This is a genomic window from Saccharothrix longispora, assembly GCF_030852425.1.
Classification (GTDB): domain Bacteria; phylum Actinomycetota; class Actinomycetes; order Mycobacteriales; family Pseudonocardiaceae; genus Actinosynnema; species Actinosynnema longispora.
The window spans coordinates 171592-196730 of the sequence record NZ_NSDM01000014.1 but is presented as its reverse complement, the minus strand read 5'-3'; the positions used below and the strand labels follow the sequence as shown (position 1 = coordinate 196730).

Annotated in this window: 26 protein-coding genes and 5 pseudogenes; 15 read left to right on the top strand and 16 right to left on the bottom strand. The window is 69.2% G+C overall.

Features of this window, described 5'->3' with window-relative positions:
• The first annotated feature begins 106 nt into the window (after positions 1-106).
• Together CKY47_RS29560 and CKY47_RS29555 are read left to right on the top strand one after the other, a co-directional pair.
• Entirely contained in the window at positions 107-838 is a 732-nt protein-coding gene (locus tag CKY47_RS29560; RefSeq protein ID WP_306749599.1) for a tryptophan 2,3-dioxygenase family protein, read from the top strand.
• On the top strand, positions 835-2286 hold the full coding sequence (locus CKY47_RS29555; protein ID WP_306749598.1) for a pyridoxal phosphate-dependent decarboxylase family protein: 1452 nt from the start codon (positions 835-837) through the stop codon (positions 2284-2286). Before CKY47_RS29560 ends, CKY47_RS29555 begins: the two co-directional genes overlap by 4 nt.
• A 340-nt stretch (positions 2287-2626) precedes the next feature.
• Here the strand turns inward: CKY47_RS29555 and CKY47_RS29550 are convergent, their stop codons facing one another.
• The 3 genes from CKY47_RS29550 to CKY47_RS29540 all read right to left on the bottom strand — a co-directional run bounded on the left by CKY47_RS29550 (position 2627) and on the right by CKY47_RS29540 (position 4866).
• Entirely contained in the window at positions 2627-3388 is a 762-nt protein-coding gene (locus CKY47_RS29550; protein ID WP_306749597.1) for a transposase family protein, read from the bottom strand.
• Between the two features lie 251 nt (positions 3389-3639).
• On the bottom strand, positions 3640-4026 hold the full coding sequence (locus tag CKY47_RS29545) for a hypothetical protein (RefSeq protein WP_306749596.1): 387 nt from the start codon (positions 4024-4026) through the stop codon (positions 3640-3642).
• A 72-nt stretch (positions 4027-4098) separates the two neighbouring features.
• Complete coding sequence (locus tag CKY47_RS29540) at positions 4099-4866, bottom strand: integrase core domain-containing protein (RefSeq protein WP_306749595.1); 768 nt, start codon at positions 4864-4866, stop codon at positions 4099-4101.
• Positions 4867-5376: 510 nt separating this feature from the next.
• Here CKY47_RS29540 and CKY47_RS29535 point away from each other — a divergent pair.
• Positions 5377-5586 carry a transposase gene (locus CKY47_RS29535; protein ID WP_306749594.1) on the top strand — a complete coding sequence of 70 codons (210 nt, stop codon included), beginning with the start codon at positions 5377-5379 and terminating at the stop codon, positions 5584-5586.
• Positions 5587-5820: 234 nt separating this feature from the next.
• Here the strand turns inward: CKY47_RS29535 and CKY47_RS29530 are convergent, their stop codons facing one another.
• Together CKY47_RS29530 and CKY47_RS29525 are read right to left on the bottom strand one after the other, a co-directional pair.
• Positions 5821-6003: a hypothetical protein gene (locus CKY47_RS29530; RefSeq protein ID WP_306749593.1), complete on the bottom strand. Its 183-nt coding sequence runs from the start codon at positions 6001-6003 to the stop codon at positions 5821-5823.
• A 133-nt stretch (positions 6004-6136) separates the two neighbouring features.
• The gene (locus CKY47_RS29525; RefSeq protein ID WP_306749592.1) at positions 6137-7288 is read right to left on the bottom strand and encodes an alkaline phosphatase PhoX; all 1152 of its coding nucleotides are present in this window, start codon (positions 7286-7288) and stop codon (positions 6137-6139) included.
• Positions 7289-7480: 192 nt separating this feature from the next.
• Between CKY47_RS29525 and CKY47_RS29520 the strand changes: the two genes are divergently transcribed.
• Both CKY47_RS29520 and CKY47_RS29515 read left to right on the top strand, forming a co-directional pair.
• Positions 7481-8569 (top strand): IS630 family transposase, encoded by a 1089-nt coding sequence (locus tag CKY47_RS29520; protein WP_306749591.1) that lies wholly within the window; start codon positions 7481-7483, stop codon positions 8567-8569.
• A 217-nt stretch (positions 8570-8786) separates the two neighbouring features.
• The gene (locus CKY47_RS29515; protein ID WP_306749590.1) at positions 8787-9362 is read left to right on the top strand and encodes a dihydrofolate reductase family protein; all 576 of its coding nucleotides are present in this window, start codon (positions 8787-8789) and stop codon (positions 9360-9362) included.
• A gap of 96 nt (positions 9363-9458) precedes the next feature.
• On the opposite strand, the gene CKY47_RS29510 is transcribed toward CKY47_RS29515, so the two are convergent.
• The 6 genes and pseudogenes from CKY47_RS29510 to CKY47_RS29490 form a co-directional block, all read right to left on the bottom strand.
• Positions 9459-9716, bottom strand: a complete 258-nt coding sequence (locus CKY47_RS29510; protein WP_306749589.1) for an integrase core domain-containing protein — start codon at positions 9714-9716, stop codon at positions 9459-9461.
• A gap of 143 nt (positions 9717-9859) precedes the next feature.
• Entirely contained in the window at positions 9860-10009 is a 150-nt protein-coding gene (locus CKY47_RS29505; RefSeq protein WP_306749588.1) for a DIP1984 family protein, read from the bottom strand.
• 44 nt (positions 10010-10053) lie between these two features.
• Positions 10054-10293: pseudogene (locus CKY47_RS37055) on the bottom strand (DIP1984 family protein); the annotation flags it as partial.
• 182 nt (positions 10294-10475) lie between these two features.
• Positions 10476-10895, bottom strand: a complete 420-nt coding sequence (locus tag CKY47_RS29500; protein WP_306749587.1) for a hypothetical protein — start codon at positions 10893-10895, stop codon at positions 10476-10478.
• Positions 10896-10909: 14 nt separating this feature from the next.
• Positions 10910-11458 (bottom strand): PadR family transcriptional regulator, encoded by a 549-nt coding sequence (locus CKY47_RS29495; RefSeq protein WP_306749586.1) that lies wholly within the window; start codon positions 11456-11458, stop codon positions 10910-10912.
• A gap of 437 nt (positions 11459-11895) precedes the next feature.
• Positions 11896-12189 (bottom strand): annotated as a pseudogene (locus CKY47_RS29490) (transposase); the annotation flags it as partial.
• Between the two features lie 21 nt (positions 12190-12210).
• Here CKY47_RS29490 and CKY47_RS37050 point away from each other — a divergent pair.
• Positions 12211-12389, top strand: a pseudogene (locus tag CKY47_RS37050) (IS256 family transposase); the annotation flags it as partial.
• Positions 12390-12608: 219 nt separating this feature from the next.
• Here CKY47_RS37050 and CKY47_RS29485 read toward each other — a convergent pair.
• On the bottom strand, positions 12609-13007 hold the full coding sequence (locus CKY47_RS29485) for a hypothetical protein (RefSeq protein WP_306749585.1): 399 nt from the start codon (positions 13005-13007) through the stop codon (positions 12609-12611).
• A 489-nt stretch (positions 13008-13496) separates the two neighbouring features.
• Here CKY47_RS29485 and CKY47_RS29480 point away from each other — a divergent pair, with 489 nt between their 5' ends.
• The 3 genes from CKY47_RS29480 to CKY47_RS29470 all read left to right on the top strand — a co-directional run bounded on the left by CKY47_RS29480 (position 13497) and on the right by CKY47_RS29470 (position 15928).
• Positions 13497-14000, top strand: a complete 504-nt coding sequence (locus CKY47_RS29480; RefSeq protein WP_306749584.1) for a hypothetical protein — start codon at positions 13497-13499, stop codon at positions 13998-14000.
• Positions 14001-14008: 8 nt separating this feature from the next.
• Positions 14009-14680: a hypothetical protein gene (locus CKY47_RS29475; RefSeq protein WP_306749583.1), complete on the top strand. Its 672-nt coding sequence runs from the start codon at positions 14009-14011 to the stop codon at positions 14678-14680.
• 315 nt (positions 14681-14995) lie between these two features.
• Positions 14996-15928, top strand: a complete 933-nt coding sequence (locus tag CKY47_RS29470) for a serine hydrolase domain-containing protein (RefSeq protein WP_306749628.1) — start codon at positions 14996-14998, stop codon at positions 15926-15928.
• Between the two features lie 466 nt (positions 15929-16394).
• Here the strand turns inward: CKY47_RS29470 and CKY47_RS29465 are convergent, their stop codons facing one another.
• The gene (locus CKY47_RS29465; RefSeq protein ID WP_306749582.1) at positions 16395-16916 is read right to left on the bottom strand and encodes a MarR family winged helix-turn-helix transcriptional regulator; all 522 of its coding nucleotides are present in this window, start codon (positions 16914-16916) and stop codon (positions 16395-16397) included.
• Between the two features lie 351 nt (positions 16917-17267).
• Between CKY47_RS29465 and CKY47_RS29460 the strand changes: the two genes are divergently transcribed.
• The 5 genes from CKY47_RS29460 to CKY47_RS29440 are packed head-to-tail and all read left to right on the top strand — an operon-like array spanning position 17268 to position 22050.
• On the top strand, positions 17268-18470 hold the full coding sequence (locus CKY47_RS29460; protein ID WP_306749581.1) for a cytochrome P450: 1203 nt from the start codon (positions 17268-17270) through the stop codon (positions 18468-18470).
• Positions 18467-18658, top strand: a complete 192-nt coding sequence (locus CKY47_RS29455; RefSeq protein ID WP_306749580.1) for a ferredoxin — start codon at positions 18467-18469, stop codon at positions 18656-18658. Before CKY47_RS29460 ends, CKY47_RS29455 begins: the two co-directional genes overlap by 4 nt.
• The gene (locus tag CKY47_RS29450) at positions 18655-19908 is read left to right on the top strand and encodes an NAD(P)/FAD-dependent oxidoreductase (protein WP_306749579.1); all 1254 of its coding nucleotides are present in this window, start codon (positions 18655-18657) and stop codon (positions 19906-19908) included. The genes CKY47_RS29455 and CKY47_RS29450 overlap by 4 nt, the downstream gene beginning before the upstream one ends.
• A 43-nt stretch (positions 19909-19951) precedes the next feature.
• Entirely contained in the window at positions 19952-20626 is a 675-nt protein-coding gene (locus CKY47_RS29445) for a DUF3159 domain-containing protein (RefSeq protein ID WP_306749578.1), read from the top strand.
• The gene (locus CKY47_RS29440; protein ID WP_306749577.1) at positions 20623-22050 is read left to right on the top strand and encodes an MFS transporter; all 1428 of its coding nucleotides are present in this window, start codon (positions 20623-20625) and stop codon (positions 22048-22050) included. Before CKY47_RS29445 ends, CKY47_RS29440 begins: the two co-directional genes overlap by 4 nt.
• A 199-nt stretch (positions 22051-22249) precedes the next feature.
• Here the strand turns inward: CKY47_RS29440 and CKY47_RS29435 are convergent, their stop codons facing one another.
• Entirely contained in the window at positions 22250-22693 is a 444-nt protein-coding gene (locus CKY47_RS29435) for a hypothetical protein (RefSeq protein WP_306749576.1), read from the bottom strand.
• A gap of 145 nt (positions 22694-22838) precedes the next feature.
• A complete protein-coding gene (locus CKY47_RS29430; protein WP_306749575.1) occupies positions 22839-23153 on the bottom strand; it encodes a hypothetical protein in 315 nt (104 codons plus the stop codon).
• A gap of 366 nt (positions 23154-23519) precedes the next feature.
• On the opposite strand from CKY47_RS29430, the pseudogene CKY47_RS37045 reads away from it, so the two are divergent.
• Positions 23520-24628 (top strand): annotated as a pseudogene (locus tag CKY47_RS37045) (Cmx/CmrA family chloramphenicol efflux MFS transporter).
• A gap of 14 nt (positions 24629-24642) precedes the next feature.
• Here CKY47_RS37045 and CKY47_RS37040 read toward each other — a convergent pair.
• Positions 24643-24876, bottom strand: a pseudogene (locus CKY47_RS37040) (integrase core domain-containing protein); the annotation flags it as partial.
• Positions 24877-25139: the final 263 nt, after the last annotated feature.

The following is a 25139-nucleotide window of genomic DNA, read 5'->3' as shown; positions in this document are numbered from 1 at the left end:
ACTCACGTCGTCCGATGTATCGAACAGCTCATCTAATGTGACGCCCAGCGGCTAGGCCAACGGCTTGGGACGGTCGGACCAGGCATCCGAGGCTCGTAGGAGAAACATGGCGGCGTCACCACCGAGGCAGGCTTCCACCGCGTATGAGCGATATCTGCAGACGGACCAGCTGTTGAGCCTGCAGCGGGATCCCGATGGCCTCGTTCATCCCGACGAGATGATCTTCCTTGTCGTCCAGCAGTCGTCGGAATTGTGGCTGAAGCTCCTGGTGCGCGAACTCGAGGCCGCCGAGGCCCTGGTGGCCGCCGAAGCGACACTGTCCGCGATTCGTCACCTCCGCAGGGCGCATTCCTACATGGGAACCTTGACCGGCCAGCTCGACGTGCCGGACTACATTTCCCCCTGGTCGTATCAGCAGATCCGTACTCAGTTGGAAGACGGCTCCGGTTTCTCCTCCCCTGGCTGGTCCTCTACACGCAGAGTGGCACGAAGGCTGGGCGACGAATTTTTCGCGCTCCTGGATCGGCGCGGTGCCGGGTTGCGTGAAATTTATGTCAACCACACTCGATTCGAGGACCTTTACCAGCTCGCGGAAGGCCTGGTCGACCTCGACGTCGACTGCATGCTGTGGCGCACGCGGCATCTGAAGGTTATCGAGCGCACCATCGGCTCCGAGACGTCCGGGCTGGCCGGAACGCCGATCGAGGCCCTCGCCAAGTTGACCCCACAGCGTTTTTACCCTGCTCTTTGGCAACTCCGTTCGCAGCTTACCGACGAAGCTGACCGGCGGCTCGCCTCGCCTGGGCAGGGCCGACTTGAGGAGCAGGCTTGCGAATGAACGAAAAATCGCCTGCGTCCTCGATGGACTGGGACGACCTGATCGACGCAGTACGCCCCTACCTCGACACGCTGATCGACACTCAGCGCACACCGTCGACCCGGCCGGTCTTCACCGACGACGAGGCGTTCCACGAGAGTTCACAGGCACCGGGACCTGTGCCGGAGGTGAGCACCCCGCTGCCGGACCTGCTGGACGAGATCGTCTCGTCCGTGCTTGCACGCGGGTATCTCAACGGGGCGCATCCGCGTTATTTCGGCTATTTCCACCCACGTCCGCTACCTGTGACAGTGCTCGGGGACAGCATCGCCTCTTTGCTCAACCAAAGCCCGGCGGCGTGGCGGATGGGCCCCGCCGCGACTTCGATGGAGGTGCAGACCCTGGCGTGGCTGGCCGACTTCATCGGCTACCCGGGCGCGGCGGGTTCTGCTCTTCCCCCTGGGATCTTCACCTCGGGCGGGACTATCGCCAACATTTCCGCGTTGAAGCTGGCCAGAGACGCCGTACTCGGGGAAGAGGTCCGGGAGAACGGAATCAGCGGGGGCAGCTTGCGCGGCACCGTGTACGCCTCCGCCGAGTCGCACTACTCCCTCTCCAGGGCGATGGACATGCTCGGTATGGGCCGCCGGTCGCTGCGGCTCGTCCCGACCGATCCGACCGGCCGCATCCTCGTCGAGGCCCTGACCGACCGGATACGCGATGATCTGCGTAACGGGCATCGTCCGGTTGCGATCGTTGGCATGGCCGGCGCGACCGCCACCGGTGCGATCGATCCGCTTGCCGAGTTGGCCGAGATCTCCGCCGAGTACGGCATGTGGTTCCACGTCGATGGTGCGGCAGCAGTTGTCTTCGCCGACTTTCAGCGGACCCGAGCGGAGTTCGCCGGTCTCGCGATGGCGGACTCAATCACACTGGATCCGCACAAGTGGCTGTTCCTGTCCTATGGGCTTGGATGCCTGCTGGTCCGTGACCCGAACCGGCTTTCGAGCAGCTTCTCAGACCAGGCGCACTATTGGAGCCATGACAGCCGGACCGACTTTGTGCACCTCGGGCCGGAAGGAGCACGTCCATGGAAGTCCCTCGGGCTCTGGCTGGCGCTGCGTCATCTCGGACGGGACGGGTACGAAAGCCTGCTCATGGGCAATCTCGACATGGCGCAGTATCTCGCCGAGCGGGTACGTGCGGCCGACTGTCTTGAACTCTTCGCCGACCCGGCGCTTCCCATCTGCTGTTTCCGGGCCCTCCCTCCGAACAGCGATGTTGATATCAACGCCTACAACACGGCTTTGCACAGCGCGGTTATCGAGCGTGGCGATGTCCACCTCACCATCTGCCACCCGAACGGCGAGGCATACCTCCGGGTGGCGATCAACAACTACACCACGCGCCGCGAACACGTCGACGCCCTCATCGAATCGGTGCTCAGGGCCCGCGCCACGCTCGGCTAGCCGATGTTGTGCTGCGTCATCAGCTGTTCGAGGTGGGAGCGAGCGGACTCGGTCCTGGAGCACGACGATCGCGAACGCGGCCTCGCCTGGTAGGTGCTGAACAGCTCACTGGCTTTCGTGCTGATGACCCGCAGCAACCTGTGGGGTGCCAATAGTCGGCCGCATGGTCTGACCTGCGGTTAGGCAGTTGTGGGTTCGTACTCGTTGATCAGGCCACCGAGGACTGTTCGACGGCGTATTGAGGTGTAGTCCGACTCTGCGGTCGGGTGGTCCGGTCGTGGTGGTGTGAGTTGTGGGGGTTGGTGTGGTCGGCGGTGGTTGCAGTGAGCCCTTTCCAACCTCATCCGGCGGCGAGGTGGAGTGCGAGGACGGCTCGGGTCGGATTGGTGATGCGGGTGGTGGAGCAGCGGAGTCTGCGCAGTGGTCGCCAGGTCTTCAGGGTGGAGACGGCTCGTTCGCCGAGTGCGCGGATGCGGGCGTGGGAGCGGTTGACCGCCTGCTGTCCGTGCGAGAGGGTGTGCCACTTTCCGCGGTAGGGCACGCGGATCGGACCGCCCGCGCCTCGATAGGCCGTGTCCGCCCAGCACGGGCTGCCTGCTGTGGTCAGGGCGTCGACGATGCCGTGGGCGCGGGCCGCGGTCAGGTCGTGGGCCGAGCCGGGCAGTGCGGGCGAGGTCCACAGCAGGCGTCCGGCCGGGTCGGCGAGAACCTGGACGTTCATCCCGTGCCGCTTGTGTTTACCCGAGTAGTACGGGCGGTCGGCGGCGACGCGGTCGATCCGGAGCAGGGTGCCGTCGAGGATGACGTAGGCCTTGCGTGCGGCGACGTATGCCGCGTCGGCCAGGTCCGGTGCCAGTGCGGCCAGGAGTTCGACCGCTTCGTGGATGTAGCGGCAGACGGTGGCCAGACCGATGCCGAATCCGGCGGCGAGACGGGTGCAGGTGTCGCCGCAGCGCAAGTGGGCCAGCACCAGCAGGGCTTGACGTCCGGGGTCGAGGCGGCGCCACCTGGTGCCGATCCGGCGCCGATGCACGGTCAGCTTCCGGGCGAGGAGCCGGAGGTGTGAACTGGACAGGTCGATCGCGGATGGGTGGACAAGCACTCGAAGCTCCTGGCGATGGCCTTGCTCTTGGTCGAGAAGTCATCTACCAGGAGCTCCGCCACGTCTCCGGCCCGCCACCACCAAGTTGGAAAAGGGCTCACTGCACCTCGCCGCCGGATGAGGTCGGATCGACTTCCTCGGCCCGTTTGTCTCCGGTCGCACGGACAGAGCGTTCGAAGTCCATGGTGGAATGGACCTCGAACGCTCTGTTCACCTCACGGCAACATCGGGACCTGTGACAGGTTCGGTTGTCAGCAGGAGCCCTCGTGCCAACGCACCTTCGTCACGGTTACGGGAAGGTAGAAGATGTTGCCGCCGGGGCGGACGCAGTTCGTGTAGTTCGACGTCGACCCGTCGGGCCAGGTATAGGAGTACCCCAGGTCGACGTTGCGGGACGTGTAGTTGTGGAAGGTCTTTGCCGGGACGCTGCCGGACCACTCCGTGTCGGTCATCAAGGAGGGGGTCTCCACGGGCGCGGGCTCCGGGTGGGCCCAGTTCGGCCAGACGCAGAACGTGCCCCGCTGGCAGTTCCCGGGCGGCCATGCCTCGTCCGACGTGGAAGCCGCTGCCGACGTGGCGGGGGCGGTGACCAGAAGACCTGCGGCGGCAACGGCAAGGAGAATGGTTTTCAGGCGCATGATTTCCTTCCCAGAATGAGTCGCTCAGCTTTTCGAATCTACCGCTCGGTGGTTGAACGGTCAAGTACCTGTTCATTTGCTGTCGGTGCCGCAAATGTTCGAAACATTAACGGGATCTCCTGCGTCAGGAGTCGAATGGGGCGGGCGGTTCGTGGTCGGCCCGGACGTCTGGGGCGGGACTCGGCGGCGTGGCGTCGTGCGAGGATGTCCCCGGTGCCGGCGCAGCACTGTCCGCGGGCGCCCCGGCAGTCGGAAGACTGCCGGAAGTGCAGCCCGGCTCTGCGTCCGGCGGGTCTGGTCGTGGTGGTGCGGGTTGCAGTGCTCGGTGGGTCGGCGGTGGTTGTAGTGGGCCGCGTAGCGGTCCAGCACCGCTCGCAGGTGGTGTTCGTCGAGGACGAGCAGTCGGTCGGTGACTTCGCGTCGGACGGTCCCGACGAACCGCTCGGCGTGGGCGTTGGCTCGTGGACACCGTGGTGGGGTCTTCACGACCTGGATGCCTGCGCCGGCGAGAACCGTGTCGAACGAGGTGGTGAACTGGCCGGCCCGGTCGCGGATGAGGAACCGGAAGTCGTCGGCCTGGTCACCCGGGTCCACCAGTAGGTTGCGGGCTTGTCGTGTGGTCCAGGGGCCGTCGGGGTTGGTGGTGGTGCCGAGGACGTGGACGTAGCGGGTGGCGACTTCGAGGACGAAGAAGACGTGGACCCGTTTGAGGGTGATGGCGCAGTCGACGTGGAAGAAGTCGCAGGCCAGCAGGCTTGCGGCTCGGGCGTGCAGGAACTGTCGCCAGGAGGTGTCGGTGTCGCGCTGGGGCGCGGGCGGTACCCGCAGGCGCTTGAGCACGCGGCGAACCGTTGAAGCGGCTGTCCGGTGTCACCAGCCGGTGCTCGCGCGGCCGTCGGGGAAGTCGGCGCACCAGTGCGGCGAGCACCGCGCGATCGGCCCACTCCGGCCGCGGGCGAGGAGTGGTCCGGCGCAGCAAGGCGACCTCGTGTCGTAGCACGAGCCGTTCGACGTCCTTGGCCGCGGAGGACCGGTGGAGCAGGACCAGCCAGTCACCGAGTCGGACGAAGATCAGGTACAGCAGTCGTGACGCCACACCTCACGATCACGCCCTGTTGGCCGAGGGAGCAGGATCGCTGCAGCTCAGCGTCCCAGCGCAGAGTTCTGGCACCCCACACCCGGTCGCTCATGGGCAGCAGGCGCAGCAAGGCGAACGCGTTGGTCACACCGAGGTAGGCCAGCCGGAGTGGCGCAGCCGGTCATCATGCCGCGTCGGTCGACAGGGCTGTGGATCACGGGCACTCCACGGGCTATCCGAGCCCTCTTGTCCTGCTCATGCTTCCGACCTGCATGGATGAGGTTATCGGCAGGCACACGGCTCGGTATCCCAGCGACGTCACCGATGCCCAGTGGGCCGAGTTGGACCCGCTGCTGCCGGATCCGACGTGCCTGGTCGGTCGAGGGCGGTGGGAGGAGCACTGCCGACGGGTGATCGTGGACGCGATCCTGTACGTGGTGGACGACGACGTCGAGTGGCACGTCATCGCGGATATCCGGTAACGATCGTGGCGGCTGGGCGCTTCAATGAAGCCCGTGGACAACCTGCCTGACGAGCTGCGCGAACGTGTGTCGCGGCTCAACGCCGACCTGCTCACAGACCTCCTCAGCCCTGACGAGGCGGTCTGGCTGGCCTGCGATCTGCTCGTCGCCGGGAGCTGCCGTTGGCGTAGGACGCCGTGGCCGGTTCACCGGCCGCGTCGTAGGCCGCAGTGGCCAGCACCGTCGTACCCAGCTTCACGCTGAGGAGACGTCCGGCGTCGTCGTAGGTGTGGGTGGCCTCCTGCGGGGGTCCGCGGGGTCGGGCGGGGTCGCCTTCTGCGAGGCGACCCGGCCCGACTCGTCGTAGCGGTTTCCGCGCACCCCGTTGGCGTCCACGTGGTCCACGACACGACCGAGCAGGTCGACCCGCGTCGTCACCGAGCCGTTGTGGTCGTTCGGGACGAGTGCCGGGTGGCGCCGATCCCACCTCCGGCAGGGGTGCCGGTCCGGGGTGGGTGACGTGCCGCCGGACTTGCCGTCCGCCCCGCGACACGTCACCGCCCGGGGGTGGTCACAGGGAGGTGCGGAACGGTCCGGTGACCTCGTAGGTGATGCCGCCGGTGCTGGAGCCGCTGGTGCCGCGCTGCGAGGAGAAGTACAGGCGGTTGCCGGCGGGGTTGAAGGCGACGCCGCAGATCTCGGAGGAGGCCTGGTTGGTGATGCGCAGGAACGGGGCGACGACGTCGTCGGGGGTGATGATGCAGATCTCCATGTTGCCGCCGTCCTCGGCGACGTAGAGGTCGCCGACGGAGGCGCCGGTGAGGTTGTCGACGCCGGTGAGCGGCGGGTTGGCGGTGAGGTTGTCGTCGTAGGCGATGGCGATGGTGTTGTTGACGGCGTTGTAGGCCCAGACGCGGTTGTCGCCCTTGGTGGTGAAGAAGCACGTTCCGTTGCGGTAGTAGGCGCCTTCACCGCCGTTGAAGATCTTGGCGCCGGAGACTTGCTTGCGGGTGCGGGTCGGGCTGCCGTCGGGGTCTGGGACGTTGGCCCAGGAAAGCACGCCGTTGACCTCCTTGAGCACCTGCAGGGTGCCGGACGAGAGGTCGCCCCAGGTGGTGGGCACGAAGCGGTAGAAGCAGCCGTCGGTCTCGTCCTCGGTCAGGTAGACCACCTTGCGGTCGGGGTCGCAGGCGGCGGCCTCGTGCTTGAACCTGCCCATCGCGGCGCGGCGGACGGCGGGCTTCGCGCCGAACGGGTCGGTCTCGTAGGCGTAGCCGAGGTCGACCTCCTCGCAGGACAGCCAGGTGTTCCACGGTGTGTCGCCGCCCGCGCAGTTGCGGTTGGTGCCGGACAGGATGCTGTAGGCGCCGGTGATCGAACCGGTGGAGGAGAAGCGGATCGCGCTCGCGCCGCCCGCGCCGCTGCCCATCTCGGCGTTGGACACGTAGATCCAGCCGGTGCCGTCGGTGAAGCAGGCGCCGCCATCGGGGGCGCTGTGCCAGGTGAAGCTCGTGCCCGGCACGGTCCGGGTGGAGCGGGCGATCACCCGGCTGGTGAACCCGGACGGCAGCTGGATGCCGTTGGCGTCGGCGGTCCGGAGGCTGCCGTAGGGGCTGGTTCCGGTCTTCGCCGGGTAGGCCAGGGCCTCGCTCCACAGCGTGAAGCCGAAGGCCATCGAACCGCCGCCGGCGACGGCGGCGCGCAGGAAGGTACGACGTTCCACGACTGCTCCTTCCCGTCGAGGGATTCGGGCCGCGCTCCGGTGGCGCGCCCGGCGTTGGTCCACTCGACGTGTCGGCCAGGGAAGCGGGCGGACGTGAACTGCGGGCGGGGCAGTCGGTGAACCACTCCGCAACAGATGTCGAACCGCTTTCGTCGAGATATCGAGCCGAAAGTGATCGTCTTCCGGTAGGCCGTGGTCGAGGTCGAGGGTGCGCACCGGTTGTCGCCTGCTGAGCGTGAGGTGCTGCGGTTGCGGGTGGTGGCGGCGTTGGAGTCCGGGCGGGTCGAGGGTCATCGGCAGGCGGCGGAGGTGTTCGGGGTGTCCGAACGCCCGGTGGGTACCTGGTGGTGTGTCCATCGGCGGGACGGCCGTGACGGCCTGGTGACTCGCAAGGGGCGTCCCGGCCCTGCCGAACTGATCGGTCCGGAGGATCGGGGCACGTTGTTCGCGGCGATGGCCGACTGCACGCCGGAGGAGTTGTTGATCGGCGGCCCGCTGTGGACCCGTCAGGCGGTGGTCGAGCTGGTCCGGTTGGTCGTCGGGGTCGACATGACCGAGCAGGGCGTCGGGCTGTGGCTGCGCGGGCATGGATTCACCCCGCAGCGCCCGGCGCGACGGGCCTATGAGCAGCAGTCCGCCGTGGTGCGGGCCTGGCTGGACGAGGAGTACCCGGCGATCGGGACACGGACGAAGGCGGAGGACGCGGCGATCGCGTGGGTGGACCGGTGCGGGCTGCGCTCGGACGCCGTCCCGCCCGGCCGGTCCTGGGCGCCGAAGGGGCGCACGCCGATCGTGCGGGTGACCGGCAAACGGCCGCGGGTCAACGTCATGTCCGCCGTCGCCTCACGCGGCGCGCTGTGGTTCACCGTGTTCACCGGACGCTTCACCGCAGCCGTGTTCACCGCGTTCCTCGACCGCGTCGCCCGCCAGGCGGGCCGGAAGGTGCACGTCGTCGCCGACCGGCACCCGGTCCACCGAGGCAAGGCCGTCCGCTCCTGGCTGGAGGACAACGCCGACCGGGTCGAGCTGCACCTGATGCCCGGCTACAGCCCGGAGCTCAACCCCGACGAGTTGCTCAACGCCGACCTCGAACACAACGTCAACGCCTCCCGCGCCCGCACCGTCGACCGCCTCGCGCACGGGACCCGTCGGTTCCTGCGCCGCCGCCAACGGCAGCCGCACGTGGTCCGCGACTACGAACGACTACGCCACCACCATGAGGCCATGGTCCGATGGTCCATCGTCCGCGTCACCAGCCGCCGGCTCACCCGACCCCGGTAGGTCGCTGACAGCTTCGGCCGCTCGCGCGAGCGCGGTCGTCCAGACGGCCCAGGCCGGCCAGCCGGCTGCCGAACACCCGAAGTCGACGGAACGGTCTGTCGCGACGGGAGGTGCGTGTGGCTGGCGTCACAATTCCTCGAGCGCGGAGGTGTCTTACTCGGTATCTACCGTTCGACGCACTGATGACAGCAGTTCGGAGCAACGAAGGAGCACCCCGATGCGCACCCTGATCGCCACCGCGTTCGTCTCGCTGGACGGCGTCGTCGAGGCACCCGGCGGAGAACCGGGCTACCGCAACTCGGGCTGGACCTTCAAGGACATCGAGTTCGACGCCGCCGCCTACGAGATCAAGAACCGCGAACAGGACGAGGCCACGGCCATGATGATGGGCCGGGCCAGCTACCAGGCGTTCTCGCCGGTGTGGCCGGGCATGACCGAGGACTTCCCCGGCTACAACGCGATGCCGAAGTACGTCGTGTCCACCACGCTGCGGGACGAGGACCTGGTGTCCGGCTGGGGCGAGATCACCATCCTGCGCTCACTGGACGACATCGCCGCGCTCAAGGAAACCGAGGGCGGACCGATCATCATCCACGGCAGCGCGACCCTCAACCGCAACCTGTCCGACGCCGGTCTGATCGACCGCTACCACCTGCTGCTCTTCCCGGTCCTGCTCGGCGCGGGCAAGCGACTGTTCAGCGACACCGACAAGAACAAGCAGAACCTCACGGTGGTCGAGAACGAGTCCTACGCCAACGGGATCCAGAAGTTGGTCTGCGACGTCGTCCGCTGACCCCGCCCCGCTGGGTCCACGCGAGAGCGACTCGACCGGGCACTTCCACCACTGCCCGGTCGGGTTCCGACCGAGGTGACATGTCGTCCGTGAAGGTCAGGCGGTGTGGTGGTACTGGTCGAGGATGCCGCCCCGTCGTTGCCGTCGGCGGATGTCGAGTCGGGTGTCGGTGGCCGGCTGTGGTGGCGCGTGCAGTGGTCTGGCGTTGGCGATGCCCTGGCGGGGTCGGTGGGTGTTGTGGAACTGCTCGTACTCGCGGAGGGCGTGGAGTAGGTGCGGTTGGTTCCGGATGAGGGTGCGGTCGAGGAGTGCGCGGCGGCGGCTGCTGATCCAGCGTTCCACGATTGCGTTCACTTGTGAGGTGTCCCGGGTTGCGTTGCGATCCGGGGAATCGGACCCTGCGCGCTGCCCTCCGCGCGCTGGAGAAGGTGGGCCGGATGAACCGCCGGCCCGCGGTGTGCGCTCGCCTCCCGGGCGACTACCCGCTCCTGCCGCGCTCACTCCAGAACGTCCACCTGCCAGTTCGCCTGCTGGATGTCGATGTCGATCTCGCGGATGTCCCGAGCCAGTCGGTCGGCGTCCGCGCGCAGCGTGGCCACTGGTAGGGCGGAGGCGTGCAGCAGTTCGGAGCGGAGTTGGCGGGCCATGCCGTGCTGGTTGCGGCCCGTGGCGTCGTCGTCGGTCGCGAGGCATTGGCGCGGTTGATCCGACGGACCAACGACTCCAGTTCGTCACACGCCTCCAACGGCTGTGCCGGCAGGCGCTCGGCGTCTTCGGGGGGCATCTCGCCTTCCTGGTAGCGCGCGTTGCCGGCCACTCGCACACGCAACTCCTCGACCCGTCGCGCGACGTCGGCGCGCAACGCGAGCGCCTCATCCAGCCGTGAACAGCGGATGGAATGTGCCACGACGGTGATCACGGAGCACGCCATTCCACGCACCGGCCTTCGGACCGGGTTCGCAGCCCGGGCCACCTCCGCTCGCGCGGGGAAGACCGCCGCGAGGTGTTGTACCTGGAAACGAAGGACGGACCACCCCCGCTCGCGTGGATGTGGAGTGCGGGAGCAGTATCCCGTGCCGTTGGGCACTGCCCCCGGCGCCACGGACGAGGATGTCAGTGGGCGGTTTGGCGTTGCCCGCGTGCGGTGGTCAGGCACAGTGCGGCCAGTACTGCGATGATCGGTGCCCAGCCGAAACGTTCCCACGGGCTGGGCGAGGCCAGGTTCATCAGCATTCCTGCCGTGAGCAGCCCGACCAATGCCCACGTGCCGACCTTGGCGATTCGCTCCGGTATCCACCGCACGCGGTAGCCACCTCGCCGCAGCACCACCGCTGCGGCCACCAGCCAGAACGCGGTGGCGACCCCGCTGGCGATCCGCAGGGTGCCGGGCAGTTCGGCCGACGCGCCGCCGAACGCTGCCCGGCCCAGCGGGACTCCGGCCGCCAACAGTGCCTGGAACGCCGACACCAGCACGAACCCTGCTCCGGCAGCGGCGGCGGCATGTCTCAGCCGGTGGGTGGAAGTTGTCGTCATGAGGTTCTCCCTGATCAGGTTCCGGCCATGTCGTCGAGTTCGGTGAGGGTGGACAGTGCTTCGTGGGCCCATGCCTGTGCGGCACGGGCGGAGTGCTCTCCCGCGGAGACGGTGAGCAGCCAGTAGTCGCGGTCCCCGCTGTCCTGGCCCTCGACCTCCGCGCGGATCCGCGCGTACCGCTCCAGCGCATCCTGTGCTTCGGTCAACATCGCCTGGACCAGCGTCCGGCAAGCGGCAGGGCCGAGATGACGGCCGAAGTACAGTCGCAGCAACAGTCCGTTGCGCGGCGGTGTGGCCTGCACCGGCTGCGCCAGCAACTCCTCCAGGTGACGGATCCCCGCCGGTGTGATTGCGAACGTCGACCCACGGGCCTGAGCCGCGTCCTGTCGGCGCACGAACCCCTGTTGTTCGAGGTTGGCCAGGGTGGGATAGATCTGGCCGTAGCTCTCGCTCCAGAAATGCCCCAACACCTCGCGGATCGCTTCCCTCAGCGCGTACCCCGTCATCGGCTGGATGCTCAACCCGCCCAGCACCGCGATCTCGGTCTGACTCGCTCTCGCCATCACGCCTCTCTCTGCCAGATATATCTATCAGATAGACGGGTTGATCGGCAAGACTCTCGCGTCGACCGGCAGTCCACCGCTTCAGGTGATCGACATGACGCCCAGTCCACGCCATGCGGTCGGGCGGGGACGTGCCGGCACAGTGCGCGACACGGCTGATGGCACGAGTCGACCAGCCGAACACGGTGAGGGTTCGCCTGTGCACGCCGCTACCCCTGCAGGGCGCTTGGGCCGTGGACGAGACGCCAGCCTGGTGCCGACGTGTGCAGCCGTCAGGCTGCGAAGGCCACCGCGACATCCTCGGGCTCTGGGCCGGCGACGGTGGCGAGGGCGCGAAGTGCTGGCTGCACGTGCCGACCAAGCTGCGCAACCGCGATGATGCGGACGTTGACGGACTCGATGGCGCTGGTCGAGCAGATCACCCGCCGGATCTCCGCGCCGAAGGCGAGGAAGGGCACGAACTCCGCCCAGGCGTTGCCCCAGAGCCGGACGATCGCCGGATATCGGGCGTCCCACGTGTCGGTGAACTCGGCGAACCGCTCACGTGCTGCGGCCTCGGTCGGGACGGTGCAGGCGGGTTTGAGGGCCTTGGCGATGACGTCCCGGTGCTGGCGGCCGGCGTAACGGAAGCTGTTGCGCGGCAAATGGACCACGCAGGTCCGCACGACCGTGCGCGGCCAGACCGCGGTGACCGCGTCGGGCAGCCCGGTCGACCCGTCGCGGACCAGCATCAGCACGTCGGCATCCACCACGCGGTCAAGGCCCGTGGCCATTTCCCCCACGAGCAGGCCGCACTCAAGTGCGTCCACCTCGCGATCATGAGCCTGGACCCGACCGGGACCGGACGCAAACGCTGGATGATGCGCCGGAGCCGGCGCTGAACGCCTTCGAGATCGCCTTCGACGGCCGCCTGGCCGCCGGACGCAAGTAACCCTCTTCAACCCGAGTTGCACCGCTCGTTCGACAGACCCCGGCAGGCGGTCAACCGCTCCCACGCCCGCATCCGCCCCTTGGCGAACGAGCGGTCTCCACCCCCAGGACCTGGCGACCCCTGCGCAGGCTCAGCTGCTCCACCACCGCATCACCGACCCGCCCCGAGCCATCCTCGCACTCCACCTCAACGCCGGATGCGGTTGGAAAGGGGGCTCGGTCACCACGGCGCCGCGGGTCGGCCGTGCCAGGAGTCCCGGCGCTTCTCTTGCTCGGCGATCGTGTCGAGCAGCTCAACCGGCGCGTCGTCCAAGGTCTGCACCAGGTCGGACGTCGTCGCCTCCTTCCCCGGCCGCATCACGTACGCCTTCATGCCGCCACCCATGTCCCGCGCCATGCCGCTCGACCACACGTCCCGCCGCGCACCCTGCACCGCCACCGCATACCCGTACGGCTCCAGTTGACGCCGCAATCGCAGCAACGCCTCGAACATGTCCGGTCCCGTAGCGGTGAACAGGTCTCCCCGGAGCACCAGTTCGATCCGGTAGCGGGGGTGCGGCCCGTCGTACCCGTCCAGGAAGGCGCGCATCGGCACCCGCAGCTCCGCGCCGTCACACACGACCAGGACGTCTCGATCCGTCAGAACCCCCGGGTACCCGTCAGCCACAGCAAATTCAACCAGACCGCCGGCGCGACCGGCCCGGGTGGCAAGCGCCGGCGCGTGGAGAACGGTCCCACGGACTCGGCTCGCCCTCCCGGTCACCGCGCCACACCAGGCCCGACCCGACGTCCGGAGCCGTGAGGTGAGGTCGAAGCGCTCCAACGTCCCGGACACCGACACGGCGGCCACGGCGTACCCGGCCAGCAGCGCGATGCCACGAATTCCCGAGTACTGCCCCCGGACCGCGTGCACTGCGCCTGGCGCGCACCGGCGACGCCGAACTCCCCCTCGCCCCGCTGGTCCTGGCCACGCTCGCCGCGCTGGTCATCGCGCCGGCCCGACACCTCGCCGGGACCGGGCTGCCCGCACCGCGTCGCGGTAGACCCGGCGCGCAACCGCGCGCGGCCACCGCCCACCTGCGCCCCTGCCCGCGAGTTCCCCGGCACCGTGACCGCCCCTGCGGCCGCTCGCCCCGATCCGGCGGCGCGGGTCGTCGACGAGGTCGCGCGACAGGTGAAGCGTCGCAGGCCCGGCTCACCGGCCCACGTGGTGGGCCGCCCAGCCCGCGGGGCCGAGGAGTACCTGCGCCACTACGCCCACGACCACGCTGACTGGGCCGCGGTCGACAACCTCATGCGGTCGCAGGGGTTGCACGCCAAGCCCTTCACGCCCCAGATGCTTGCGGCCTTCCACGCCCGGTTCGCGACCGGACACGGAACCCGCCCCCTGATCGGCAGCCCCGACGACATCGCCGACCGGATCGCGCGCTTCCACCAGTCCGGGTTCTCCGGGATGACGCTGAGCTTCGTCGACCACCTCTCCGAGCTGGACCACTTCGCCCAGGAGGTGCTCCCCGGCCGCACGCCCGGGGCCTCCGCGTGTCCCCGTGTTCACGGAACCGGACGGCGTGAGTGGACCCCGGAGGAGCAGGCCGCCGCACACCGCAATTGAATGTGCACATGACCGCCTACGACATCGCGGACAAGCTGCCCGCGATTCCCGAACTGCGCGACCTGTGTCGCGTCCTCGCCGTGCTGGACGCGGTGCTCGACCCGGACAACGAGGACCGCCACCACTCCTACGACCCCGCGTGGGCACCCGGCGAAGAACTGGCCTCCCAGAAGGACGGTGGTGGCAACGAGTACTCCATCGTGTTCACCGCATCCGGAGCGTACGTGCGCGGGTTCGACCACGAGTCGCCGATCAGTCCGTACGCCACCGACGACGGCAAGCCGTGGCCCGGCGTGACCGACTCCGTGCCGGAGGTGTTCCGGGCGCAGGTCGACGAACCCGCGTTCACCGACGAGGGCACGCCGTGCGTGACGGTCTGCCTGTGGCGCGAGTGGGGTGACGCCAGGTGGCGGCACGGCGACATCGCCTTTCCCGATGACGCCCAGGACGGTGCGGACTGGTTGTTCGACCTGCTCATCGACGGCAGCCCGGAAGCGTTCCAGGACTGGGCGCAGGACTACTACCAGCAGCCGGTCGACCTCGAGGCGGTACGCCACCTCTATGCCGGGCGTCCGCTGACGACCGAGGTCGTGGCCGCGCTCAACCCCGCCACCACCCTCGCCGCCATCGCGGACGACATCCACCGGATCGGCTTCCCGATCAGCGGGTCGCCCGCCTGAGCGCGGCCACAGCCCGAGGTCGCCCCGTCCTTCCGCCTGCGCACACCAGCCCGCCGGCCTGTACGGTGCCAAAAGTGGGCTACATGATCTGACCTGCGGTTGAGCTGCTGTGGGTTCGTGCTCGTTGATCAGGTCGCCGAGGGTCGGTCGACGGCGTACCGACGTCACCGCATACCAAAGTCGCATCACCGGTAGTCGAAGGAAGCGTGTTGTCCAGGGGCACGCCGACTACCGTTTGCCCGTCGCCGTGTAAAGGGTTCCAAGGGGTGGGTCTTGTCGGGTGCAACGCTTGCGGAGAAGTCGGTCGCGCGCTTGGTGGCTCGGCACCGGGTGGCCGCCGTCGCCACGGTGTCGCCTGCCGGGACGTCGGTGGCGAGCGTGGGCGCGTGCGCCGACGCCGACTTCGAGATCGGCTCGATCTCCAAGGGGATCACCGGCCTGCTCTACGCCGACGCGCGGGAACGGGGCGAGGTCGGGCCGTCCACCACGCTGGGCGAGTTGCTGCCGCTGGACGGCACTCCGGTGTCGGGCGTGACGCTGTCGTCCGTCACCACCCACCGCTCGGGCCTGCCGAGCCTGCCCGCCGCGGCTTCCCCGCTGCGCAGGTCGCTGGCACTGTGGCTGCACGGCGCGAACCCGTACGGCGACACGCTCGACCAGTTGCTCACCCAGGCACGTGGCGTGCGCCCCGGCCCACCCCGGCCCCGCTACTCCAACCTGGGCTTCCAGCTCCTGGGGCACGCCCTGGCGAGCGCCGCCGGCACGACGTTCCAGGGCCTGCTCCGGGACCGGGTCGCCACCCCTCTCGGCCTGGACGTGTTCTACGCGCCCGCCACCCCGACCGACCTGCGACCGGCCGCACTCACCGGAACCACCAGGTGGGGCCGCGAGCGCCGGCCGTGGACGGGCGAAGCACTGGCACCGGCCGGGGGCATCCGCGCGCGCATCGGCGACATGGCCCGCCTCGCCGCCGCCCTGCTCGACGGCTCCGCGCCCGGCATTGCCGCCCTGGACCCCGTCGAGGACTTCACCGGCCGGGTGGTGCGCATCGGCGCGGCGTGGATCACGATCGAGCGCAACGGCCGTGCCATCACCTGGCACAACGGCGGCACCGGCGGATTCCGCACCTGGCTGGGCCTGGACCGCGCGGCCGGCACCGCGGCGGTCATCCTCTCCGCGACCACGATCTCGGTGGACCAGCACGGCTTCACCCTGCTCGAACAGCTGACCGGGGAAGAAGGCCGCTGACCGGGCACCGTCGACCGTGGAGTTCCGTGCTCGTCGGTCAGACCGCCGAGGACCGGTCGGCGACGTACGGAGGGACGGCACGGCTGTGCGATCGGCCGGTCCGGTCGTGGTCGACTGAATCATCGTGCGGAGTGCCGAAGTGGGCAGCGCAACTCTGCTCGAGCCGCTCGGGGGCGCGGCCTCGTCCGCCACGCGTGACCAACTGGCCGCCGAGGTCGTCGTGCTCACCCACAACCGGCCGTTGCACGAGGTCGACCTGCGCTGGCACCCGCGGGCCGAGGACCTCCTGTGGCGCCCGGAGCTGCAGGAGGCCAAGCGCAACGAGGGCGGCCGGGTCAACGTCCGCTACCTGCGGGGGCTCAAGCGGGAACTGCTCGGCTCCTTCCGCGCGCTCGGCGAGGCACACGCTCCGTACCTGCGCGTCCGGTACGCCTTCTGGCTGGGCCCAGCGGGTCCGCCTCCCATCTCACCCTCGGCCGGCCGGGCCCCCGCCGGTTCCACGCGAACGGCCCTGAGGTCTCCCGGGGTCCGGCATCGGCGCGTTGCCGAACACCTTCTCGCCCTCGACGGCGAAGCGCGGCAGCAGCCGCCCGAACACCGCGCGCTCTTCGCGCGTCCAGTCGGCGCAGATGCGCCGGATCAACGCCCTGTTGCGCACCCTCATGTCGTCGAGGAAGTCCCGGGCCGCCGGGGTCAGGCTCGCCACCATCGCGCGCCGGTCCCGCTCGTCGGGCCGCCGGATCACCAGGCCGCGGGACTCCAGGTCGTCGAGGTGGCGTGTCACCGTCGTGCGGTCGAGGCCGAGCTCTTCCGCCAGCTGCGACACGCGCAGCGGTCCGGTGCGGTGCAGCACGAACAGCGGCGAGGCGGTGCCGCGGCGCAGCCCGGCGGAGATGCCGCCGGCGGTCCGCTCGAAGAAGTCCTCCGTCGTCCGCGTGAGCAACGCCATCGCGTCGAAGACGCGGTTCTCGAGCGTCTGCCGCGTCATGGGTCCGCTCCGCTCCCGGTCCGCCGGAGAAGGGATCGAAGCACCTGCGTCACCGTGGGTCGTCATGCCGGCGTCACCGCGTCCAATCGTCGAGCTGGCGGGAGTGGTCGCGCGGTCCACGCCGCGCCGCCTGATGCGGTTCACGTGCACACCGCTTCCTGGAGCAATGTACGCGAGCACCTGTCCCGGTACTCGGCCGACTTCAGCGGTAGCACCGGAAGTACGCCAAGATACGTGTAGACCACCTCGCAATATGCGTGTACTGTACCGCATATCTGAACGGCGGTCGAAGGTCATGACGACCATGCCGGAGCGCGCCGCCACCCACATCACCCCTGAAGGGAACCGCGCGTGGAACCGAACTACCCGCTGCACCTGCCCGACTTCTACATCGGTGATCCCGCACCGGCCTACCGGGACCTGCGTCGGAACTCCCCGGTGCACTGGACCAGCGCCAACGGCGGGTTCTGGGGGATCACCCGCTACGAGGACATCAAGTTCATCGGCTCGCGGCCGCACCTCTTCTCGTCGGCCAAGGGAGTGCTGATGCCCGACGGCAAGCCCCGGACGGCCGACCCGCGCCCGATGCTGATCACGACCGATCCGCCGCGGCACAACGCGTTGCGCAAGCTGATCTCGAAGGGCTTCACCCCCAGGCACGTCAACGCGATGGAGCCCGACATCCGCGCGATCGTGCGCGGTGTGCTCGACTCCGCGGAGGCAGGCGTCGAACTCGAGTACGCCGAGGGGCTCGTCGCGAAGGTCCCCGTCCGCATCATCGCCGACCTGCTCGGAGCGCCGGCCGAGGACTGGGAGCAGTTCCGCGCCTGGTCCGACGCCTCCGTCGGCTCTGCCGACCCCGGCATCACGTTGACCTCGCAGGAGGCGTTCGGGGCGCTGACCACGTATTTCCGCCGGCTGATCGAACTGCGGGAGCAGCGCCGCGCCAACGACCTCATCTCGATCCTCATGGACGCCGAGGTCGACGGCGAGAGCCTGTCCCACGACGAACTCATGTCGTTCCTGCACCTGCTGCTCGTCGCCGGCAACGAGACCACGCGCAACCTGATCGCGCTGGGCACCATCGCGCTGGTCGACCACCCCGAGCAGCTGCGGATGCTCGTCGAGGACCCGAGCCTGATCCCCTCCGCGGTCGAGGAGATGCTGCGCTACGTCTCCCCGGTCACGCACATGACCCGCTGGGCCACCGAGGACGTCGAGCTGCGAGGCAGGTCCATCAGGGAGGGACAGGCGGTCGTGCTGCTCTACGGCGCCGCCAACCGCGACGAGGACGTCTTCGGCGACACCGCCGAGCAGTTCGACGTCACCCGCCGCCCCAACCCGCACCTGGCCTTCGGCACCGGCGAGCACGCCTGCCTGGGGCTGTCATTGGCCCGGCTCGAGGCCAGGGTGTTCTTCGAGGAGTTCCTCGCCCGCTTCGACCGCGTCGAGCTCACCGGCGAGGTGTTGCGGATGCGCTCGACCATGGTGCCCGGCGTCCGGACCATGCACGTCCGCCTGGGTGCCGCGAGCGGGAAGGCGCCTGTCCGATGAGGATCGTCCTGGACCGGGCCAGGTGCACCGGCATCGGGATCTGCGAGTCCTTCGCGCCCACCGTGTTCGAGGTGGACGACAACGGCGAACTGGTCGTGTTGTCCACCGAGGTGCCGGAAGGCGCGCTGGACGAGGTGACCGCGGCCGTCGAGGGCTGCCCGGCCCTGGCACTGGGGCTGGAACCGTGAGCGCCACGACGGTCCGCACAGGACCCCGCTCGCTCGTGGTCGTCGGCGCCTCGCTCGCGGGTCTGCGCGCGGTCGAGGCAGCGCGCAAGGCCGGGTTCGCCGGCCGCATCACCCTGATCGGCGACGAGCCCCACCTCCCTTACGACCGGCCGCCGCTGTCGAAGCAGATGCTGGCCCCAGGAGGCTCGACCGAACCGGTGACCTTCCGCAGCCGCGCGGAGCTCGTCGACCAGCTGGACGTGGAACTCCTGCTCGACACCCCGGCCGCCGGACTCGACCCGGACACCGGGGTCGTGCACGCCGGCGGTGCAGAGGTGGCCTATGACGCGCTGGTCATCGCCACCGGCGCCGCGGCCCGCGGCCTGCCGGGAACGGAAGGCCTGGCAGGTGTGCACGTCCTGCGGACGCTCGACGATGCGCGCGCGGTCCGACGTGCTCTGGACGAGGGTGCTCGCACCGTCGTCGTGGGGGCCGGATTCGTCGGGTCCGAGGTGGCCTCGGCCGCCCGCGAGCGCGGCTTGCCGGCAACTGTCGTGGAGGCGCTGCCGGCGCCACTGGTCCGGTCCGTCGGGCCCGAGCTCGGTGCCGCGCTGTCGTCGTTGCACACCCGCAACGGCACCGTGCTGCGCTGCGGACAGGCCGTGGCCGCGGTGGAGGGCACTGACCGGGTAGAGGGCGTCCGCCTCACCGACGGCACCGTGATCGGCGCCGACCTGGTCGTCGTCGGCATCGGGGCGGTGCCCCGCACGGACTGGCTCGCCGGCAGCGGACTGCCCGTCGACGACGGCGTGGTCTGCGACGAGTTCCTCGGCGCCGGCGCACCCGGCGTCCACGCCGCGGGAGACGTCGCCCGCTGGCACAACCCCCTGTTCGACCGCTCGATGCGGGTGGAGCACTGGTCCGCCGCCGCCGAGCAGGGGGCGCGTGCCGCACGCAACGCGGTGGCACCGGCAGATGCCCGGCCCTACACGACGGTCCCGTACTTCTGGTCGGACTGGTACGGCTCGCGCATCCAGTTCGCGGGTGTCACGGCAGAGGACGGTCTCGAGATCGTCTCGGGCGACCCGGCCGGCGACCACTTCGTCGCGCTGTACCGCGAGGGCGACCGCCTGACCGGGGTGCTGACCCTGAACGGGCAGCGCCACGTCATGAGGTACCGCCGGCTCGTCGCTCAACGAGCCCGCTTCGACGAAGCCGTCGCGTTCGCCAGGACGTCGGCGCCCGTGCGCTCCACGACCGCCACCTCCTGAGCTCCCGCCAACACCGGCCTACCGCTGGAAGGACGAGACAGCCATGACCGAATTGCGGCAACACGACACGGTGGACGACGACCACACGACCTCACCCTCCGACACGGGGCCCACCCGTGCGGAGGCGATGCTCGCCCGCATGGGCACGCGGATGGGTTTCATCCACTCCGCTGTCCCCGTGGTCGTGTTCGTGACGGCGAACCTCTTCCTCCCCTTGCCGGCGACGCTCACCGTCGCCCTGCTGACGGGGGTGGGACTGATGGTGTTCCGGCTCGTGCGCGGTGAGCGCTGGATCTCGGCGGCCGGCAGCCTGGCAGGCGTCGCGGTCGCCGCCGGGATCGTGGCACTGACCGGGTCGGCGAAGAACTACTTCGCGGTGGGGATCTGGGCCTACCTGGCAGGCTTCGTGATCACTCTCGGCTCCGTGCTGCTCCGCCGGCCGGTCACCGGCGTCATCTGGAACTTCGTGCACGGCCGCAAACACCGGTGGCGGAACGACCGGACGGTCCTGCGCGCCCACACCATCGCCACCCTCGCCGCAGCCGCCGTGCTGGGTGCCCGGTTCGGCCTCCAGCAGTGGCTCTACCTCAACGACAACACCAGCGCGCTCGGTGTCGCCCGGATCGCGATGGGCACGCCGTTGTCGGCGCTCGTCGTGGTCGTCATCGTGTGGGCCTTCCGGCGCAGCACCAAGCAGTTGCTCCCGAAGAACCCGTGACAACGCCACCGAGGACGCTCATCGCCGTGCTCGCCCTCGCGGGGATCACGGTGTCGTTGCAGCAGACCTTCGTCATCCCCTTGCTCCCTCATCTGCCGGCGCTGCTGCACACGACCCCCGGCAAAGCCTCGTGGGCCGTGACGGCCACGTTGATCGCGGGGGCGGTGTCCATCCCGATCGCCGGCCGGCTCGCCGACATGTGGGGCAAGCGGCGCGTTCTGCTGTGCTGCCTCTCCTTGCTGATCACGGGTTCCGCGGTGACGGCGCTCAGCACCTCGCTGGGCTGGTTCGTCACCGGCCGCGCCCTGCAGGGCACCGCCGCTGGTGTGGTGTCCCTGGGGATCAGCCTGCTCCGCGACCACCTGCCGGCGCGCCGGCTGGCCTCCGCGACGTCGGTGATGAGCACGTCGCTCGGTGTCGGGGCCTCACTGGGAATCCCGCTGTCGGCGTTGCTCGCGCAGTACACCGACTGGCGGGTCCTGTTCTGGACCGCGGCTGGGCTGGCCACCGCGGCGGGTGTTCTCGTCCTGCTCGTCGTGCCCCGCACGTCGCGGCCGCGGGACGGCCGGTTCGACCCGCTGGGGGCGTTGCTGCTCTCGGGAGCGCTGGTCTGCCTCTTCCTCGCTGTCTCCCAGGGCGGTGGCTGGGGGTGGACGAGCGGCCTCACCCTCGGGTCGTTCGCGGGCGCTGCCACGCTGCTGGTCCTGTTCGGCGCGTGGGAGCTGCGCATCCCGCAACCGTTGATCGACCTGCGGGTGAGCCGCCGGCCGCAGGTCCTGCTCACCAACACCGCTTCGGTGGTCTTCGGCTTCGCCATGCTGGCCAACTCGCTGGCGTTCACCCAGCTCCTGCAGATGCCCGCGACGGCGGGGTACGGGTTCGGCGAGTCGATGCTCGTGGCCGGCCTCCTGCAGGCGCCGGGCGGGGTGTGCATGATCGCCATGTCGCCGGTGTCGGCCAGGATGACCACCCGTCTCGGACCGAAGGTGACGCTCATGGCCGGGGCCCTGGTCCTCGCGTGCAGCTACGGCTTCGCGGCGCTGTGGCACGCCCAGCTCTGGCAGTTGCTCGTCTGCACCGCCCTCGTCGGGTCCGGCATCGGGCTCGCCTACGGGGCAATGCCCTCGCTCGTCATGGACGCGGTCCCCGCCGGTCAGACCGCGGCGGCCAACGGTCTGAACAACCTCTGCCGGTCGTTGGGCACGTCCACCGCCGGCGCGGTGACCGGACTGCTCCTCGCCGCCGGGACCACGACGGTGAGCGGGCGTGCGGTCCCGGCCCCTGCCGCGTTCACCACCGTCCTGCTGGCCGGCGCGGCGGCGGCGCTGCTCGCCCTGGTCGTCGCCGCCTTCATCCCGGGTCGTCCACGCGTCTTGACCGCCGCTCGTGCCGGTGGGCGTCCGGTACGTCGACGCACGGTGTGATCCCACCGTCCGGCGATGAATCTGCGGTGCCGGCCGAGCAGGGTGCCGGGAGTGATCGGGAGGACTTGACGGCCATGAGCGCGTGGCCGGATCGGCGTCGAGGGACGAGACGTCCGGTATCCAGGCCGGCCGAAGGCTCCGATGCCCGCTGCGAAGGCCAGGGGGCGGGCCTCGAGCGGCCTGCCCCCTGGCCACTGGGTCAGAAGGTCATCGCGTTGAGAACCCTGGCGAGGGCCTTGTAGGCATCCCGCTCAGTGGTTCCGCTGATGGGACCGGTGTAGCCGCCCTTGGCCGTGGCCCACCGTTGCAGGCCCTTCCTCGTCTCGGCACCGGGGTTACCGTCGATCGGACCGTCGTACCAACCGTTGTGGTCCATGTACCGCTGGATGGCCTTCCAGCTGTTCGGGCCCATCACCCCGTCGACCGGACCGGTATAGCCCCAACCGCGGCCGAAGCACTGCATCCGAGCCCAGAAGATCGGGCCCGGAACGCCGTCGTTCACGGTGCTCGTCTTCGGCACGGTGCGACAGTCGTAGGTAGCGGTGGTCGACGGGCCGGTCGCGGTCCCGGCTGCCGAGGCGACACCCGTCACCGACGCCAGCAGGCCTAACGCCACAAATACCGACACAAGAAGTTTGCGCATTGTATTCCTTCTCGTTCTTCCGAGTTCATCCGGCTTTCGCGTACCGAGCACGAGGCTAACCGCCGGGGGCTCGGCGCATGTGGGTCGAACGACCCTCAGCCATTCGAGTACACCCGTGAAACCGGCGGACCGGCGGACCGGTCGCTCAGCGCTCCTGATGCAATGAGATGCTTTCAACCTGGTGATGGCGGGCTGGAGACATGGAGCCTTTTCCAACCTCAACGCCACGAACACCGCCACGCCGACGTTCGCCAGCGCGGTCAGGCCCGGTCGGACGTCCGGGGGAACAGCAGTTCCGGTATCGCGCCGCCGAACAACGCGGGCCGTGCAGGACACCGGCCACGACCTCGCCGACGACCGGCGGCTGACCCACCCGCCTGGCCGGCGTGCCGACCAACTGCGCCGCGCTGAGCACCACCACCAGCGCGAACAGGAACACGATTGCGTTGAGCGGGGTCACAGGGCCTCACTTCCCGAGGTCAGGGACGGTCGGTCACGCAATTCACCCGGCCGCGCCGTGCGACACCCAGGTGGTGGTTGGACATCTCCGAAACCACGTTGCCACCTTGTTGGACATGGCCGGCCCTGAGGCAGCGAGTAGGTAGCCGCCGGATCTCTCCGGTGGCGTTCTCCGCAGTCGCGCCCACCCCGTGCCGACGCCTTGGGGCGTACTCCGCCGCTGTCTCGGCCTGCCTCGTGCGGTCCTCGTCACCGTTTCGATCTCCCACCCGGACCCGTTCCTGGTTCCTGTCGCGCCCACGACGGCGGTAGCGCCGCTTGGGCAGTTTTGTCGCACACGTTCTTCAGGCAGTCGTGGAGCCTTTCCATGCCATTCGCCGTATACGTCCTCGCGCTGGCGGTCTTCGCCCAGGGGATGTCGGAATTCATGCTGTCCGGCCTGGTGCCGGACATCGCTGACGAACTGTCCGTGTCCATCCCCGCCGCGGGCTCGCTGACCTCCGCCTTCGCCATCGGCATGGTCGTCGGCGCACCGGTGGTGGCGATACTGAGCCTGCGTTGGCCGCGCCGCAACGCGCTGCTTGCCTTCCTGGTGATGCACGTCATCGGCGCCCTCACCGACAGCTTCGGAATCCTTTTGATCACCCGCGTGGTGGCAGCGCTGGCCAATGCGGGCTTCCTGGCCGTCGGCCTGGTCTCCGCTGCGGCCATGGCGGCCCCAACCACAAGGGCAAGGCGACGTCGATCCTGCTCAGCGGTGTCACCCTGGCCTGCATCGCGGGTGTGCCCGCAGGTGCCTTCACCAGTGAGCTGTGGGGCTGGCGCTCGGCGTTCTGGGCCGTGGCCATCCTGTCCGTGCCACCGGTGTTCGCCATCCTGCGCGCGGTCCCGTCGACCGCTCCGGACCCGGGGGCCCCGAGCGCGCTGAGCGAGCTGCGAGCGCTGCGCACTCCGCGGTTGCTCGTCGTGCTGGTGTTGGGTGCCCTCGTCAACGGCGCCACCTTCTGCTCGTTCACCTACCTCGCCCTTGTGGTCACCGACGTGGCGCACCTGTCGTCGAGCTGGGTGCCGCCGGCGCTGCTGCTGTTCGGCCTCGGCTCGTTCGCGGGCGTGAACATCGGTGGTCGGTTCGGTGACAGCAAACCCCTCCAGCTGTTGGGGTTCGGCTCGGTAGCGTTGCTCGCGGGCTGGTTGCTGTTCGCCTTGACCTCGGGCAATGCGGTCGTGGGCTTCGTGTTCATGTTCATCCAGGGCACGCTCTCGTTCGCGGTCGGTTCGACGCTCATCGGCCTGTGGGGTGCCAGAAGTCGGCCATATGGTCTGATCTGCGGTTGGGCGGCGGTGGGTTCGTACTCGTTGATCAGGCCACCGAGGATTGGTCGGCGGCGTATCGAGGTACAGGCCGACTCTGCGATCGGCCGGTCTGGTCGTGGTGGCGCGAGTTGCAGTGCTTGGTGGGGTCGGCGGTGGTTGTAGTGGGATACGTAGCGGTCGAGTACCGCTCGCAGGTGGTGTCCGTTGATGATGAGCAGTTGATCGGTGGCTTCGTGTCGGACGGTGCCGACGAATCGTTCGGCGTGGGCGTTGGCTCGTGGACACCGTGGTGGGATCTTGACGACCTGGATGCCCCCATCGGAGAAGACCGCGTCGAACGAGACGGTGAACTGGCCGGCCCGGTCGCGGCTCAGGAACCGGGAGTCGTCGGCCCGGTCGCCGAGGTCCATGAGCAGGTTGCGGGCTTGTTGCGTGGTCCAAGGGCTGTCCGGATTCGTGGTGGTGCCGAGGATGTGCACGTAGCGCGTGGCGACCTCCATCACGAAGAACACGTAGACCCGCTTGAGGGTGAGTGCGCAGTCGACGTGGAAGAAGTCGCAGGCCAACGTGCTTGCGACCTGGGTACGGAGGAACCGCCGCCAGGAGGTATCGGTGTCACGTCCGGGTGCGGGCGGTATCCGCAGACGTTTGAGCACGCGGCGGACGGTTGAGG